Source organism: Acidovorax sp. LjRoot38 (assembly GCF_964252975.1).
Taxonomy (GTDB): domain Bacteria; phylum Pseudomonadota; class Gammaproteobacteria; order Burkholderiales; family Burkholderiaceae_C; genus Acidovorax; species Acidovorax facilis.
In genome coordinates, this window is record NZ_CAXUPT020000003.1 from 332,538 (window position 1) to 348,178 (window position 15,641).

At 64.6% G+C, this 15,641-nt stretch carries 15 protein-coding genes; 7 read left to right on the plus strand and 8 right to left on the minus strand.

Translation table 11 applies throughout. From position 1 onward, the window contains the following. Positions 1-59: 59 nt before the first annotated feature. From ACSQ22_RS06685 to ACSQ22_RS06700, 4 genes are all read right to left on the minus strand, one after another. A complete protein-coding gene (locus tag ACSQ22_RS06685; RefSeq protein WP_121420773.1) occupies positions 60-1,037 on the minus strand; it encodes a beta-ketoacyl-ACP synthase III in 978 nt (325 codons plus the stop codon). Next, positions 1,037-2,092, minus strand: coding sequence for a phosphate acyltransferase PlsX (gene plsX / locus ACSQ22_RS06690; RefSeq protein WP_055399475.1), 1,056 nt, complete (start codon positions 2,090-2,092; stop codon positions 1,037-1,039). The genes ACSQ22_RS06685 and plsX overlap by 1 nt, the downstream gene beginning before the upstream one ends. Before the next feature lie 108 nt (positions 2,093-2,200). Next, positions 2,201-2,383: a 50S ribosomal protein L32 gene (gene rpmF / locus ACSQ22_RS06695; protein ID WP_005794249.1), complete on the minus strand. Its 183-nt coding sequence runs from the start codon at positions 2,381-2,383 to the stop codon at positions 2,201-2,203. Between the two features lie 111 nt (positions 2,384-2,494). Then, positions 2,495-3,043 (minus strand): YceD family protein, encoded by a 549-nt coding sequence (locus ACSQ22_RS06700; RefSeq protein WP_121420774.1) that lies wholly within the window; start codon positions 3,041-3,043, stop codon positions 2,495-2,497. 25 nt (positions 3,044-3,068) lie between these two features. Between ACSQ22_RS06700 and ACSQ22_RS06705 the strand changes: the two genes are divergently transcribed. The 3 genes from ACSQ22_RS06705 (at position 3,069) to ACSQ22_RS06715 (ending at position 5,649) form a co-directional block, all read left to right on the plus strand. Further along, positions 3,069-3,668 carry a Maf family nucleotide pyrophosphatase gene (locus ACSQ22_RS06705; protein WP_436129804.1) on the plus strand — a complete coding sequence of 200 codons (600 nt, stop codon included), beginning with the start codon at positions 3,069-3,071 and terminating at the stop codon, positions 3,666-3,668. Beyond that, the gene (locus tag ACSQ22_RS06710; protein WP_436129805.1) at positions 3,665-4,468 is read left to right on the plus strand and encodes an SAM-dependent methyltransferase; all 804 of its coding nucleotides are present in this window, start codon (positions 3,665-3,667) and stop codon (positions 4,466-4,468) included. Before ACSQ22_RS06705 ends, ACSQ22_RS06710 begins: the two co-directional genes overlap by 4 nt. Before the next feature lie 80 nt (positions 4,469-4,548). After that, positions 4,549-5,649 (plus strand): toxin-antitoxin system YwqK family antitoxin, encoded by a 1,101-nt coding sequence (locus ACSQ22_RS06715; RefSeq protein ID WP_436129806.1) that lies wholly within the window; start codon positions 4,549-4,551, stop codon positions 5,647-5,649. A 150-nt stretch (positions 5,650-5,799) separates the two neighbouring features. Here the strand turns inward: ACSQ22_RS06715 and ACSQ22_RS06720 are convergent, their stop codons facing one another. The 4 genes from ACSQ22_RS06720 to ACSQ22_RS06735 form a co-directional block, all read right to left on the minus strand. Continuing rightward, positions 5,800-6,846 (minus strand): S49 family peptidase, encoded by a 1,047-nt coding sequence (locus ACSQ22_RS06720; RefSeq protein WP_436129807.1) that lies wholly within the window; start codon positions 6,844-6,846, stop codon positions 5,800-5,802. Between the two features lie 92 nt (positions 6,847-6,938). Beyond that, positions 6,939-7,316, minus strand: coding sequence for a Rieske (2Fe-2S) protein (locus ACSQ22_RS06725; protein WP_055395307.1), 378 nt, complete (start codon positions 7,314-7,316; stop codon positions 6,939-6,941). A 27-nt stretch (positions 7,317-7,343) separates the two neighbouring features. After that, the gene (locus ACSQ22_RS06730) at positions 7,344-8,018 is read right to left on the minus strand and encodes an HAD family hydrolase (protein ID WP_436129808.1); all 675 of its coding nucleotides are present in this window, start codon (positions 8,016-8,018) and stop codon (positions 7,344-7,346) included. Positions 8,019-8,043: 25 nt separating this feature from the next. Continuing rightward, entirely contained in the window at positions 8,044-9,045 is a 1,002-nt protein-coding gene (locus ACSQ22_RS06735) for an RluA family pseudouridine synthase (protein ID WP_436129809.1), read from the minus strand. A 600-nt stretch (positions 9,046-9,645) separates the two neighbouring features. On the opposite strand from ACSQ22_RS06735, the gene ACSQ22_RS06740 reads away from it, so the two are divergent. The 4 genes from ACSQ22_RS06740 to queF all read left to right on the plus strand — a co-directional run bounded on the left by ACSQ22_RS06740 (position 9,646) and on the right by queF (position 15,631). Then, positions 9,646-12,777, plus strand: a complete 3,132-nt coding sequence (locus ACSQ22_RS06740) for an Rne/Rng family ribonuclease (RefSeq protein ID WP_436129810.1) — start codon at positions 9,646-9,648, stop codon at positions 12,775-12,777. A 217-nt stretch (positions 12,778-12,994) separates the two neighbouring features. Continuing rightward, positions 12,995-13,780, plus strand: a complete 786-nt coding sequence (gene yaaA, locus ACSQ22_RS06745) for a peroxide stress protein YaaA (RefSeq protein ID WP_436129811.1) — start codon at positions 12,995-12,997, stop codon at positions 13,778-13,780. A gap of 33 nt (positions 13,781-13,813) precedes the next feature. Continuing rightward, the gene (locus ACSQ22_RS06750; RefSeq protein ID WP_436129812.1) at positions 13,814-14,728 is read left to right on the plus strand and encodes a 2OG-Fe(II) oxygenase; all 915 of its coding nucleotides are present in this window, start codon (positions 13,814-13,816) and stop codon (positions 14,726-14,728) included. Between the two features lie 57 nt (positions 14,729-14,785). Next, positions 14,786-15,631 carry an NADPH-dependent 7-cyano-7-deazaguanine reductase QueF gene (gene queF / locus ACSQ22_RS06755; RefSeq protein ID WP_436129813.1) on the plus strand — a complete coding sequence of 282 codons (846 nt, stop codon included), beginning with the start codon at positions 14,786-14,788 and terminating at the stop codon, positions 15,629-15,631. Positions 15,632-15,641 lie beyond the last annotated feature (10 nt).

The following is a 15,641-nucleotide window of genomic DNA, read 5'->3' on the forward strand; positions in this document are numbered from 1 at the left end:
AAAAATCCAGAAATATGATTGAAATTGATGCCTAGCGCTTATCCAGCAAGCGCCAAAAGCTATAACTTCAGGAGCACCGCGCCCCAGGTAAAGCCGCCGCCCACACCTTCGAGCAGCAGGGTCTCACCCTTTTTGACTTGGCCCGTACGCACCGCATGGTCGAGCGCCAGGGGAATGGAGGCTGCCGAGGTGTTGCCATGCTGGTCCACCGTGACCACCACCTTGTCCATGGACAGCTTGAGCTTGCGGGCCGTGCCCTGCATGATGCGGATATTGGCCTGGTGTGGAATCAGCCAGTCAATATCGGCCTCGGTCAGCCCCGCCTTGGCCAGCACCGCATGCGCGGCCTTCTCCAGCACGCCCACCGCCAGCTTGAAGACAGCCTGCCCGTCCATCTTGAGGACGGGGTCCCCCAGGACCTTGCCACCCGACACGTTGCCGGGCACACACAGGATGCCGACATGCTTGCCGTCGGCATGCAGGTCGCTGGACAGGATGCCCGGCGTTTCCGACGCCTCCAGCACCACGGCACCCGCACCATCACCAAACAACACGCAGGTCGTGCGGTCATTGAAATCCAGAATACGGCTGAAAACTTCTGCCCCAATGACCAGCGCGCGGTTGGCAGCACCCGTCTGGATCATGGCATCCGCCACGGACAGGGCATAGACAAAACCGCTGCACACCGCCTGCACATCAAACGCAGGGCAACCATTGGCTCCCAGCTTGTTCTGCAATATGCAGGCAGCCGAGGGAAACACCATATCCGGGGTGGACGTGGCCACGATGATCAGATCAATGTCGGTCGGCAGAAGGCCCGCCGCCTGCAAGGCATTGCGCGCAGCCTCCAGACCCAGATCGCTGCAGGCAACATCAGGCGCTGCAAAGTGGCGCGCGCGGATGCCGGTGCGCTCCACGATCCACTCATCTGAGGTTTCGATGCCGCGCTGGGCCAGTTCAGCCACCAGATCAGCGTTGGTCAGCCGGCGCGGGGGCAGGTAGCTGCCGGTGCCGGTAATGCGGGAGTAGCGTCTCATCAATGTGTCATCGTCGCCGCAACGCCAGGCTGGGGCTGGGCATCCGCAGGCACCAGAAGCGGCGCTGCGTGCGCAATCCGGGTCCGGACGCGGTCGAGCAGGTTGTTGCGGGCTGCATCATACGCCCGGTTCAAAGCCTGCTCGAACGCCATTGTGTCAGCCGACCCATGGCTCTTGAACACCAGCCCGCGCAGCCCCAGGAGCGCCGCGCCGTTGTAACGGCGGTAGTCCATGCGCTTCATGAGCGCTTTTAAGATCGGATACGCGGTGATCGCAGCGATTTTAGTGAAGATGTTGCGGGAGAACTCCGTTTTCAGGGCGCCAATGATCATTGATGCCACCCCTTCACTGGCCTTGAGGGCCACATTGCCCACAAATCCGTCACATACCACGATGTCAACAGTGCCCTTGAAAATGTCATTGCCTTCAACATTTCCATAAAAATTCAAATCACCGGAATTGGCTGCAGATCGCAGCAATTCACCGGCTTTTTTGATTACTTCACTACCTTTGATCGCCTCTTCACCGATATTGAGCAAACCGACGGTGGGCTCCCCGCCATCCCGAAGGACCGATACCAAGGCAGAGCCCATCACGGCAAACTGCAGCAAATGTTCGGCGGAACAATCCACATTCGCCCCAAGGTCCAGCACCGTGGTGGCACCACCTGCGGCGTTGGGCAATTGCGTCGCAATGGCGGGGCGGTCGATGCCGTCCAGCGTCTTGAGGAGATACCGGGCAATAGCCATCAGCGCGCCGGTATTGCCTGCCGAAACGGCCGCAGAGGCCGCGCCATCCTTGACCTGCTGAATCGCCACGCGCATGGAAGAATCTTTCTTCTTGCGCAGAGCCACCTCGACAGGATCATCCATGGCCACCACTTCGGTAGCAGGAATGATCGTGGCACGGTCGTGCGAAAAAGATTGCAAACTATCCACCAGGCCGACGAGCAGCAGGCGGGCATCAGGGTGGGTATCGAGAAACTGGCGGCACGCCGCGAGCGTGACGCGGGGGCCATGGTCGCCCCCCATGCAGTCAACAGCCAGTGTGATCATGGGCGACTTGTCCGGCCGGCCAGGAGGGCCGGAAAAATAAATACGACGGTCAAAACAAAGGCCCGCGCTACGGTTTCAGTAGCAACGGGCCTTTGGATGGGGCGAAGATCAGGCTTCAGACTTGTTCTTCAGCACCTGACGGCCACGGTAGAAACCGTTGGGGCTGATGTGGTGACGCAGGTGCGTTTCACCGGTGGTGGGTTCCACAGCAATGCCTGGCACATTCAGGGCATTGTGCGAGCGGTGCATGCCGCGCTTGGAGGGGGACTTTTTGTTTTGCTGAACGGCCATGATGGCTCCTGATCTGGAATAGGTTGGTAAAAACGCGATCAGCCCAAAAAGACACGATGGGGTTCGCGTGAAGCCCACGATTATAACCCAAATGATTTTTGGGTCGTCCAATCAGCCCTTGTTGTCTTTGCGCAGTGCGGCCAACGCCGCAAAAGGATTGGGCTTTTCGTCGTTGGCTTCCTCAAAATCGTCGTCCGAAGAAGCCAGTGGTACTGCGGTAGGGCACTCGTCGTGTTTGGGCACCACGGGCAAGGCCATCAGCAACTCATCCTCAATCAGCTCGTGAAGGTCAAACTCGCGGCTCATGGCCAGCAGGTCTTCTTCGCTTTCGTCGTCCAGAGCCTCTGCGGTGGCCTCGTCGGCCACGAAGCGAAACTCACGGTCCACCTCCAGCGGCACATCCACCGGCGTCATGCAACGCTGGCATTCCATGGGGAAGCTCGCAGTAACCTTGATATGCAGCCAGACTTGGCCCATGCCGCCCAGCGCCGTGCGCACTTCGCCCACAGCCTCCCAGTCCACCATCAGGTCCGGGTGCAGGCCCTTGGCCTCCTGGGCCAGGCGTTCGTACTTCAGCAGTGAATCGTGGCCCGCCAGCCGACCGCCCGCCTGTGCAAAGGCTTTCACGTCGAGGCGCTGGGGGGAGAATTCCTTGGTCATGGCGGCAGTGTAAGAGAATCGGCGCATGCATCAATCCCCCCCCCTGAAACGCCCTCTGGTATTGGGCTCCACATCGCGGTATCGGCGTGAATTGCTAGAGCGGTTGAACCTGCCTTTTGACGTCACGGCCCCGGAGGTGGATGAGACCCCCCTGCCCGGCGAAGCCCCTCGCTCATTGGCCTTGCGCCTGGCGCTGGCCAAGGCACGCGCCGTGGCGCAACTCCACCCCGATGCGGTGGTAATAGGCTCCGACCAGGTTGCCGACCTCGCTGGCGAGCCCCTGGGCAAGCCCGGCCACCACGAGCGCGCGGTGGCGCAACTGCGCCAGATGCGCGGCCAAACCGTGGTGTTCCAGACCGCCGTGGCCGTGGTGTGTGCCGCGACGGGTTTCGAGCAGATCGACCTGGCCCCGGTGGAGGTGAAATTCCGTGACCTGTCTGACGCGGAAATCGAGCGCTACCTGCGCGCCGAGCAACCCTACGATTGCGCCGGCAGCGCCAAGAGCGAAGGCCTGGGCATTGCGCTGCTGGATGCCATCCACAGCGACGATCCCACAGCCCTCATCGGACTGCCTTTGATCCGCACCTGCCGCATGCTGCGCGCGGCAGGCTTGGTGCTGCCATGACAAATCCCCCCACCGAACCGCGCTCTGGCGCTCGCAAGGGCACGCTTTATCTCGTGCCCGCCCCCCTCGACTTTGGCTGCGACACCCAGGTCCCGCTGCAGAATGCCTTGCCCTCGGCCACCCTTCAGACGGCTGCACGGCTGACCCAATGGGTGTGCGAGAACGCCAAGAGTACACGCGCCTACCTCAAACGCATCGACGCACTGCACCCCCTGGCAGCCCCCCTGCAGCAGCAGCAGATCACCGAGCTTCCCCGCGAAGTCCACAAAAAAGGCGACCATGGCGACAAGGGATCAGCCCCGTTCGACGCACGCCCGCTGCTCGCAGCGGCACTGAATGGGCACGACATGGGGCTGATCAGCGAGGCGGGCATGCCAGCAGTGGCCGACCCCGGTTCGTCCGTGGTGCGCGCGGCACACGACCTTGATATCCCCGTTGTGCCCCTGGTGGGCCCTGTGTCGCTGCTGCTGGCGCTGGCGGCCAGCGGATTGAACGGGCAAAACTTTGCGTTTGTCGGCTACCTGCCCCAGGACAGCCAGGAGCGCATCCAGCGTATCAAGGAGCTGGAAAGCCTGGCCCTCAAGACAGGACAGACCCAGCTTTTTATCGAAACTCCTTACCGCAACGCCGCCCTCTGGCAGGCCCTGGTGCAAACGCTGCAGCCCCACACCCGCCTGGCGCTGGCCAGCGGGCTGACGCTGCCCGACGCACGCATCCGCAGCCAGCTCGTGCGGCAATGGCGCCAGCAACCCGCGCCCCCAGACAACCGCACCCCTGTCGTGTTTGCGATGGGCCGCTAAGCATGAACCGTCTATTCACTATATTTTTTATAGCTGTTAGCGCTTATAGTTCAAGCGCTGAGGCCATTATTCGTTGTGAATTGAATGGCAAACCCATCAATATTTCCAACGGTGCCGAAACCGCCGGCCAGTCCGGGCTGGTGCGCTGCCGCGAAGAAGACACCGGCCACCTCCAGCGCGAGCAGGAACTGCGCGACGGAAAGTTCGTGGGCCTGGAGCGCATGTTCGACCGCGAAGGCCGCCTGCAGCGCGAACGCACGGTCAACGAACGCGGCAACAGCCACGGCCGGGTGGCCGAGTTCTGGCCCAACGGCCAGGTGCGGCGCGAAGAAGCCGCCGACAACGGCCGCACCCAGGGGGCCGTGAGGCGCTTTGACGCCACCGGCCGCGTGGAGCGCGTGTCGTTCCACGGCGGCGGGCAGGAGCTGTTCTATGTGGAAACCAACAGCAAGGGCCAGCCCACACGCCTGTTCTGCCCGCGCACCAGCGTGCTGCCCGAAGACCGCAAACTCTGCGGCTTCGACGGTGCCACTGACACCCTGCTCCATGCAGACAACGGCGCCAAAACCGCGCAGCTGCACTACGACCAGGGCCGCCTGCTGAACGCGACCGAATGGACCCGCGACGGCATCGTCGCCGCCCAGCAACTCGTGGTGGACGGTCGGCGTGTGCACCGCAGCTTCACCACTGAGGGCGGCCAAAGTGTGCTGCGCGAGGAACGGGTGTTCGCGCCGGACGAGCGCACACTGCGCGATACGCGGGGATCGCTGTTCAGCGCCAAGCGCTACGGCGCATCCGGCCAGCTGATCGAGCAGCGCAGTTTTGCCGATGGGCGGGAGGTGCAGGTCGAGCGCTGGTACCTCAACGGATCGGTGCGAGAGCGCAGTACCTGGACCGGCGCCGGTGAGCAGGCGCGCGTGCAGCGCGAGATGTACCGTGACGATGGCAAGCTGGCGCGGCGCGAGCAGCTCAATGCCGAGCAATGGCCCGTGGGCACGCAGCAGGCCTTTCACGACAACGGCCGGCTGGCGATTGAAGAACAGTATTCAGCCCCCGATGCCCGGGGACGCACGCGCCTTACGGCCCGCAAGCAGTGGGACGAGACGGGCAAGCTGGTGGCCGACGACACCATCCTGGAAGACGGCTCGCGCCAGCGCAAGGCGGGCGGGCTGGACAGCTAAACCCCCCCTCCTGCCAGCCCTCGGAGGCCCGGCACTGCAGGATGCGTCACACCACGTACCGCCACGCAGGCCCAGATGCAAAAAAGCCCCGTGTGGAGTCTCCACCCGGGGCTTTTTTTGTGCATGGCCCAAAGGCCGCGTCGGACAATGTCAGCGCAGCTGAGGTCCAGCCACGGCCAATGACTTCACGGCGCCCACACCAATCGCCGCGCCAAAGCGCTTGACAAGCCGTTCCGCCACGTTGTCGCGGCGGGTGTAGTCAATGATGTCTTCGGCCTTCACCACCTCGCGGGCCACGTAGTCCAGGTTGCCCAGCTTGTCGGCCAGGCCCATTTCCACGGCCTGCTGGCCGGTCCAGAACAGGCCACTGAAGGTGTCGGGCGTGGTCTTGAGGCGGTCACCACGCCCGGCTTTCACCACGGCAATGAACTGCTGGTGGATCTGGTCGAGCATGGTCTGCGCGTAGGCGCGCTGCTTTTCGGTCTGCGGGCTGAAGGGGTCGAGGAAACCCTTGTTCTCGCCAGCGGTCAGCAGGCGGCGCTCCACGCCCAGCTTTTCCATGGTGCCGGTGAAGCCAAAGCCATCCATCAGCACGCCGATACTGCCCACGATGCTGGCTTTATCCACGTAGATGTCGTCGGCTGCTGCGGCAATGTAATAAGCCGCCGAGGCGCAGGTTTCTTCCACCACGGCGTAGATCGGCTTGTTGTGCTTGGCCTTCAAACGAACAATTTCGTCATTGATGATGCCGGCCTGCACCGGGCTGCCGCCGGGGGAGTTGATGAGCAGCACCAGGGCCTGCGAGCCTTCGTCCTCCAGTGCGCTGCGCATGGCGGCCACCACGAACTCGGCACTGGCCTCGGCGCCGCTGGCGATCTCACCTTTGATGTCCACCACCGCCGTATGGGGCGTGCTCTTGCTGGCACTGGGCGATGCCTGGCGCAGGGCCGCAAAGGCAACTACGGCAATCAGCAACAGCCATGCCAGGCGGAAGAAGATCTTCCAGCGGCGGGCGCTGCGCTGTTCTTGGAGGGCGGAGAAGGCCAGCTTTTCCAGCGTGGCGCGCTCCCAGCCGGGTTCACGCGATGAGTCGCTCACAGATGCTCCTGAATTTGTAGCTGCTTGCGCCCACAGGTCGGGCGCGGGATTACTTTTTGGGTCAAAACCCGAAGAGCCGGGCTGCTGGGGGTCTGTCATGTCGTACGTCCTGGGCACTGCAACACTGCTGCCCGCGCATCGCGCTGGCTGGCACCAGGCGACAGCACACAAGGGTAATTCATCTGGATTTTCTAGAACTCTACGGGTTGCAGGTTGTAGGCAGTATGCCAGTGCACCACACCATCGCTTTCGGACAAAGCAATTTTCACCAGCCCGCCGCGGCACGGGCCGCCCGCGCACTGGCCGGTGCTCGGCAGGTAGGCGGCCCCGTGGGTGGCACACAGCAGCCAGTGGCCCGTGTCGTCAAAAAAGCGGTCCGGCTGGTAGTCCATCTCCATGGCCACATGGGTGCAGCGGTTCAGGTAGGCATGCGGCAGGCCCTGGTAGCGGATCGCAAAGGCCCGGCAGGTCTGACCTGCGTACTGCACATCAAACGGAACCGCCAAGCCCCCATCGACGAGGTCGGCACTGTTGCACAGCGCAATGGGCTGATCGGGTGGTGTGGTCATGGGCTCGTCCCGCTCCAATATCCGGCGTCACGCGTTGTGCAGCAGCCAATCGTGCAGCTCGCGCACCGAATGCACGACCGCCAGCGGCTGGAGCGCGTGAAAGGCGTCGGGCTCATGGGCGCCATAGCTCACCCCCACGCTCGCACAGCGCGCGTTGACCGCCATCTGCAGGTCGTGGGTGGTGTCGCCAATCATCAGCAGACGCTCCGGCGCCACGTCAAATTCGGCCATCAGCTCCTGCAGCATCAGCGGGTGCGGCTTGCCAGCGGTCTGGTCGGCGGTGCGCGAGCCGTCGAACACGCCGCGCAAGTCCACCGAGTGCAGCGCATCGTCCAGCCCGCGCCGGCTTTTGCCCGTGGCCACGGCCAGCAGGTGGCCGCGTTCACGCAGGTCGTTCAGCAGGGGCAGTACGCCGTCGAACAGGCTCAGGTCGTCCTGGTGCTGGATGTAGCGGAAGCGGTAGCGGTTGCCCAGCTCGGTGTACTTTTCGGGTGGCACATCCGGCGCCGCATGGGCCAGGGCCTGCATCAAGCCCATGCCAATCACATAGGCCGCCTCTTTGTCGGTGGGCACGGTGCCACCCACGTCACGCACCGCCGCCTGGATGCAGCGCACGATGATGGCGGTGGAGTCGAACAGGGTGCCATCCCAGTCAAAGGCGATGAGGTCGAAGCGGCGCGGACGGAAGTTTTTGGCAGACATGGAGGGGGTTCTTCGCGCAGGATCGTCAGGCGGGGGAGACAAATTCAGCCAGCTCGGGGGGCAGCTCGGCAATCAGCTGCACACGCTCGCCCGAAGCGGGGTGATTGAACTGTAACCGCCATGCGTGCAGGAACATGCGCTTCATCGAGAGCTTCTGCAGGCGCTTGTTGAGGTCAAAGTCGCCGTATTTGTCGTCCCCGACGATGGCGTGGCCCTGGCTGGCCAGGTGCACACGAATCTGGTGGGTGCGACCGGTCTTGATGGTCACCTCCAGCAACGACATGGCGGGCAGGCCCTGCGCAGCGCGCGCGGGCACGGTGCTGCGCACCTTGACCAGTGTGATGGAGCGCATGCCATCCGGGTCATCGGCCGTGGTCACACGCACGCGGCGCTCGCCGTCGGCCTGCAGGTATTTGTGCAGGGGCAGGTCGATGACTTTTTTGTTGGCAGGCCAGGTGCCCGTGACCAGTGCCAGATAGGTCTTTCCCGTTTCTCGCTCGCGGAACTGGTCCTGCAGGTGGGTAAGCGCTGACCGCTTCTTGGCCACCAGCAGGATGCCCGAGGTGTCGCGGTCCAGCCGGTGCACCAGTTCCAGGAACTTGGAGGCCGGCCGCGCCTGGCGCAGCTGCTCAATCACGCCAAAGCTCACCCCGCTCCCGCCATGCACCGCTACACCGGCAGGTTTGTCGATGGCGATCAGGTGCTCGTCTTCGAGCAGGATGGGGAATTCGCGCGCGGGCGCCGGTCGCTCGGCCTTTTCGGCCACCTTGTCTGAAATTCGAACAGGAGGCAGGCGCACCACGTCCCCTGCTTCCACGCGGGTGTCGGCACTCACGCGGCCTTTGTTGATGCGCACCTCGCCGCTGCGGATGATGCGGTAGACATGCGTTTTAGGCACACCTTTCAAGTGGCGTATCAAAAAGTTATCGAGCCGCTGGCCTGCGGAGTCAGCATCCACTTCCACCAGGCGGGCTGCGGGAAGCCCCCCAGGGGCGGCGGGCGGTTTGGCCCCTATAATGTGTTTCACCTGCGCGTTGTTATGTAAGTGGTTGATTTGTCTGGAGTTTAGTCCACACAGCCCTTGCCCCTCGTGCAGGCAGGTCGATGCCAGCGGGCGTCGTGCGCGCAGATTGCAGGCCAGATGCCTGTGGTGGCCAGCACGCCGTGCGGCGGGCTGACAGATTGAAACACTGATACGGAATCCCCCAAGCTGGCAGATGTTCCCTACCCGGGCGCAGCCTGCCAGCGGATCAAAGCGAGCATGTGGTTGTTGATGGCATGGATGGTGACCCTGTGGCGGAGGCTGCGGCCTTTGGCTGCATGCTCAAAATCGCCCTCAGCGCACAGCCAGCAAGCGCAATCAGCTACTCTTTTGCTAGCAAAACTGCGTTCCTACCACTCGCCCCCATCCACGCGCCCCTGCCTCCCGATGCTGCGCTAGAGCGCGGCAGATCATTGGCATCCCCGGCAATTCCCTTCGTTTCGATGCGTCAGTCCAGGCATTCACAGCTCCTGTAGAGCTTGTTGTATTGGTTTGGAAACTGTGGGCGGCAGCCCGCGCAGCCCTCTCCGTGGGTCACGGTTGGCTGCTCCGCTGCTGTCCGCGAAACACTGAAGGAATCGCATCATGAAGCGGATGCTCATCAACGCCACGCAGCCCGAAGAACGGCGCCTGGCCATCGTCGACGGACAAAAACTCCTCGACTACGAAATCGAAATCGAAGGGCGCGAGCAGCGCAAGGGCAACATCTACAAGGCCGTCGTCACGCGCGTCGAGCCCTCGCTGGAAGCCTGTTTTGTGGACTACGGCGAAGACCGCCATGGCTTCCTGCCGTTCAAGGAAATCTCGCGCAGCTACTTCACCCCCGGTGTCTCGCCCAGCCAGGCGCGCATCAATGAGGTGATCAAGGAAGGCCAGGAACTGCTGGTTCAGGTTGAAAAGGAAGAGCGCGGCAACAAGGGCGCGGCCCTGACCACCTTCGTCTCGCTGGCCGGCCGCTATGTGGTGCTGATGCCCAACAACCCCCGTGGCGGTGGCGTTTCGCGCCGCATCGAGGGCGAGGACCGCGCCGAGCTCAAGGAGGCGATGGACCAGCTCGAATACCCGAACGGCATGTCCATCATCGCGCGCACCGCCGGCATTGGCCGCACCGCGCCCGAGCTGCAGTGGGATCTGAACTACCTGCTCAAGCTGTGGAACGCCATCGACGGCGCCGCAAAGGGTGGCAAGGGCGCCTTCCTGATCTATCAGGAATCGAGCCTGGTGATCCGCGCGATCCGCGACTACTTCAACAACGACATCGGTGACATCCTCATCGATACCGACGACATCTACGAACAGGCACAGCAGTTCATGGCGCACGTCATGCCCGAGCATGCCGCCCGCGTGAAGCGCTACCGCGACGACGCCGCCCTGTTCAGCCGCTTCCAGATCGAGCACCAGATCGAATCGGCCTACGCCCGCACCGTGCAGCTGCCCTCGGGTGGCGCCATCGTGATCGACCACACCGAAGCGCTGGTGTCCGTGGACGTGAACTCGGCCCGCGCCATCAAGGGCGGCGACATCGAGGAAACCGCCACGCGCACCAACCTGGAAGCCGCCGACGAAGTGGCCCGCCAGATGCGCCTGCGCGACCTGGGCGGCCTGATCGTGATCGACTTCATCGACATGGAGGAGAGCAAGAACCGCCGCGAAGTGGAAAACCGCCTGCGCGACGCGCTGCGCCAGGACCGCGCCCGCGTGCAGTTCGGCACCATCAGCAAGTTCGGCCTGATGGAAATGAGCCGCCAGCGCCTCAAGCCCGCCTTGAGCGAAGGCTCGTCCATCCCCTGCCCTCGCTGCGGCGGCTCGGGCCACATCCGCGACACCGAATCGTCGGCCCTGCAGATCCTGCGCATCATTCAAGAAGAATCGATGAAGGACAACACGGCCGCCGTGCACTGCCAGGTGCCGGTGGAAGTGGCTTCGTTCCTGCTGAACGAGAAGCGCACCGAGATCGCCAAGATCGAACTCAAGCAGCGCGTGGCCGTGCTGATGGTGCCCAACAAGACGCTGGAAACCCCCAACTACCGCCTGGAGCGCCTCAAACACGACGACCCGCGCCTGGATCACATTGAAGCCAGCTACAAGCTTGCCGAAGAAGTGGAAGACCCCACCGCCGTGACGCGCCGCTCGCAAGAGCCCACCAACAAGCAGACGCCGGTGATCAAGGGCGTGTTGCCCGACGCACCCGCCCCGGTGGCCGAGCCCCGTGCCGAAGGCGCCGCCCGCCCACCACGCGCTGGCCAGCGCCCCGCCGCTGCGACCGCGCCAGCACCCGCCCCCGTGGCAACCCCGGCCCCGGCTGCGGCCGCCCCCCAAGAGCAAGGCTTCTTTGGGTGGATCAAGAGCCTATTCGGCGTTGGCACCACACCGGCAGCCCCTGCCCCCGTGGTTGCGCCCGCACCGGCAGCAGCCCCGGAGACCACCGCCCGTGGCGAACCCCGCCGCGATGGCCGCAACGGTGAAGGCCGTGGCCGCCGTGGTGGCCGCGATGGCAACCGGGACGGCCAGCGCGAAGGCGCACCCCGTGACGGCAACCGCGAAGGCAACGGCGAAGGCCGGGGCCGCCGTGGCGAACGCTCGGCCGAAGGCCGCGCACCCCGCGACGCCGAGCGCCGCCCCGAAGGCGAGGCCCGCGAAGGCCAAGGCCGCGACGGTGGCCGCAATGGACGCGAAGGGCGTGAAGGAGGCGGCCGTGGCCGCCGCGACAACACCGAGCCGCGCAACCAGAACGCAGGCCTGAACGGTGATAACAACACCGCCGTGACCGCACAGGTGGAAGGCCCCAACGCTGGCAACCCCGGCAACAGCACAGAAGGCCAACCCACCCAGCAGCCCCGTGGCGAACGCGGCCCACGCCGTGAACGTGGTGATCGGGGCAACCGTGGCGAACGTGGCGAGCGCACACCCCGCGCGGTGGAAGCCCAGGAAACGGCCGCTGCCGCAGTGCCTGGCGACTTTGCCGACACGGCGCCACTGGCTGCCTTGCCCGATCTGGACCTGTCCGGCAACGACGCTCAGCCCAACGGCAATGGTGCCGCTGCAGAAGAACAGCGCCGCGAGCGCCGTTCGCGCGACCGCTACGGCCGTGACCGCCGCGAGCGTGGCGAACGCGGTCCGCGTGACAACAGCGGCAATGCCGAAGCCGCCGCACCGGCGATGCTGGATTTCGACCCCACACAGGCCGAGCCAGCACCCGCGCAGGACGAAGCGCCACGCCGCAGCTACTTCACGGCCCCTGCAGCGGAGCCAGCGGCAGCGGCACCCGCTCCAGCGCCTGTGGCAGCACCCGTGCCCGCCCCGGCCCACGTACCGGCCCCCGTTGCTGCACCTGTCGCCGCGCCGGTAGCAGCCCCGGTGGCGGCCGCGCCAGCACCTGTGGCGGCACCAGCCCCTGTTGCAGCATCTGCACCCGCTGCGGCACCCGTCGCACCGGTGGTACCCGCTGCGAACGGTCTGCCCCGCGTCCAGGCGTTCGCACTGCCCATCGACGAGCTGCAGCAAGTGGCTGCCGCATCGGGCCTGCAGTGGGTCAACTCCGACATGGACAAGATCGCTGCCGTGCAAGCTGCGATTGCCGCCGAGCCCAAGCCCATCCGCGTGCCGCGCGAGCGCCCACCTGCGGTAGTGCTGGACGAAGGCCCGCTGGTGCTGGTGGAAACCCGCCGCGACCTGTCTGCCATGAAGCTGCCGTTTGAGCAGGCTCCCTCGGCCTGATGCGCTGAAAACAGCTGCTGCCCCTCCGGGAGCCGCAGCTATGCAAAAAGAAGGCGGCCCAGGCCGCCTTCTTTTTTTGCGGGAGCCTGCCAATGCCCGCAAGCGCCCGAAGACAGTCCTTCAACAGGTACCATTTCGAGCCACCGCCTCCCCAGAATCGCAGCAGCCCACCCGGCCACCTGCTTCACCTTCCGAGATCCACGGACCTTCTGCCTCCATGCTGTTCCTGCTGTCTCCCGCCAAATCGCTCGACTACGACACGCCCTTGCCCGAAGGCCTGCCACACACCACGCCCCAGTTTGTGGCGCAATCCACCGCGCTCATTGAGGTGCTGCGCGAGCAATCTCCGCAGCAAATCGCTTCGCTGATGGACCTGAGTGACAAGCTCGCCGCGCTGAACGTGGCGCGCTACCAGGCCTGGCGCCCCCGTTTCACGGCCGCCAACTCGCGCCAGGCGCTGCTGGCCTTCAACGGCGATGTGTACGAGGGACTGGACGCCCGCACGCTCGCCCCGCAGGACCTGGACTGGGCACAAAGCCATGTGGCCATCTTGAGCGGCCTCTATGGCGTGCTGCGGCCGCTGGACCGCATGCAGCCCTACCGCCTGGAAATGGGCACGCGCCTGGCCACCAGCGCAGGCAGCAACCTGTACCAGTTCTGGGGCAACCAGATTGCCGAGCACCTCAACACCCGCCTGCGCGCCGACACGACCCCCGTGGTGGTCAACCTGGCGTCGCAGGAATACTTCAAGTCCGTCGACCGCAAGGCGCTCAAGGCCCGTGTCATCGAATGTGTGTTCGAAGACTGGAAAGGCGGCGCTTACAAGATCATCAGCTTCCATGCCAAACGTGCGCGGGGCCTGATGGCGCGCTATGCGATCACGCATCGGGTGGCCACGCCGCACAAGCTCGAAGGGTTTGATCTGGACGGCTATGCCTTTGCCCCGGCATCATCCGAGCCCGAGCGCCTGGTCTTCCGGCGCAAGGCCCTGCCCACCGCCTGACTCTGCTAACCCCATTCACGTTGAAGGACCGCCATGGCATCGCGTTCTGAGCAGCACCCCGACAGCAGCACCCCAACCACCCACCAGCGCGCCAGCGCCGTGCGGCAGGCCATCACGCCCGAGCTGCGCCGCTGGATCATCGAACAGGCCCAGGCCGGCTACGCCGCGCCCGTGGTGCTGCAGTCCATGCGCGATGCGGGCTGGGATGAAGACGTGGCCGCCGACGCCTTGGAGGTCACGCTGCAGGACCATCTGAACGAACTGGCCGTACAACAAGGCCAGCCCGCCGCCGTGCCTGTACCCGAGCCCCAGCTGGATGCATCGCCCGCCCAGGTGGACTGTGGCGACCGCACCGTGAATGTGCTGCTGTCCATGGCCCAGCCGCGCATCGTGGTGTTTGGCAACCTGCTCTCGCCCGAAGAATGCGACGCCCTCATCGCGGACGCTGCGCCGCGCATGGCGCGCTCGCTCACCGTGGCCACCAAGACGGGCGGCGAGGAAATCAATGACGACCGCACCAGCGACGGCATGTTCTTCCAGCGCGGCCAGAGCCCGCTGATCCAGCGCATCGAAGAACGTATTGCGCGCCTGCTGAACTGGCCCATCGAGAACGGCGAAGGCCTGCAGGTGCTGCACTACCGCCCAGGCGCCGAGTACAAGCCGCACTACGACTACTTCGACCCCGCCGAGCCCGGCACACCCACCATCGTCCAGCGCGGCGGGCAACGCGTGGGCACACTGGTGATGTACCTGAACACCCCCGAAAAAGGCGGCGGCACCACCTTCCCCGACGTGCACCTGGAGGTCGCGCCGCAGCGCGGCAATGCGGTGTTCTTCAGCTATGAGCGCCCGCACCCGTCCACCCGCACGCTGCACGGCGGTGCGCCGGTGATCGCGGGCGAGAAGTGGATCGCCACCAAGTGGCTGCGCGAACGGGAATTCAAGTAAAAACAGGCTCTAGCGCTTATCCATAAAGCGCTATTGGCTATAAATTTAATAGCATTTATGAACACCCCGGAACAATCCCAACTCGGCAAGTCCTCCGCCTACGTGGACCAGTACGACGCATCGCTGCTGTTCCCCATCCCCCGCTCTGGCAAGCGCGCCGAAATCGGGATCACCGGCGCCGCGCCGTTCTTCGGGGCCGACCTGTGGACGGCATTCGAGCTGTCGTGGCTGAACCTGCGCGGCAAGCCGCAGGTGGCGCTGGCGCACATCACCGTGCCGTGCGAAACGCCCAACATCGTGGAGAGCAAGTCGTTCAAGCTGTACCTCAACAGCTTCAACAACACCCGTTTTGCCGATGCGGCCGAAGTGCAGGCGCGCATCCGTGCCGACATCAGCGAAGCCGCGTGGCGTGGCGCGGAACACTCGGCCACCGTGGGCGTGAGGTTCATCGCGCCGGAGCTGTTCGACCAGGAACCCGTGCATGAACTGGACGGCCTGAGCCTGGACCGCCTGGATGTGGAATGCACGCAGTACCAGCCAACCCCCGAATTGCTGACGGCCACGTTCAACGAGGCACCCGTGACCGAAACCCTGACCAGCAACCTGCTCAAAAGCAACTGCCTGGTGACCGGCCAGCCCGACTGGGGCAGTGTGCAGATCAGCTACAGCGGCCCGCAGATCAACCAGGAAGGGCTGCTGCAGTACCTGGTGAGCTTTCGCAACCACAACGAGTTCCACGAGCAGTGCGTGGAGCGCATCTTCATGGATGTGTGGAGGCGCTGCAAACCCATCAAACTGACTGTGTACGCGCGCTACACGCGCCGGGGCGGGCTGGACATCAACCCGCTGCGCACCAGCCACCCGCAAGGTCTGCCGCGCAACGTGCGCACGGCACGGCAGTAGGCCCAGCCGC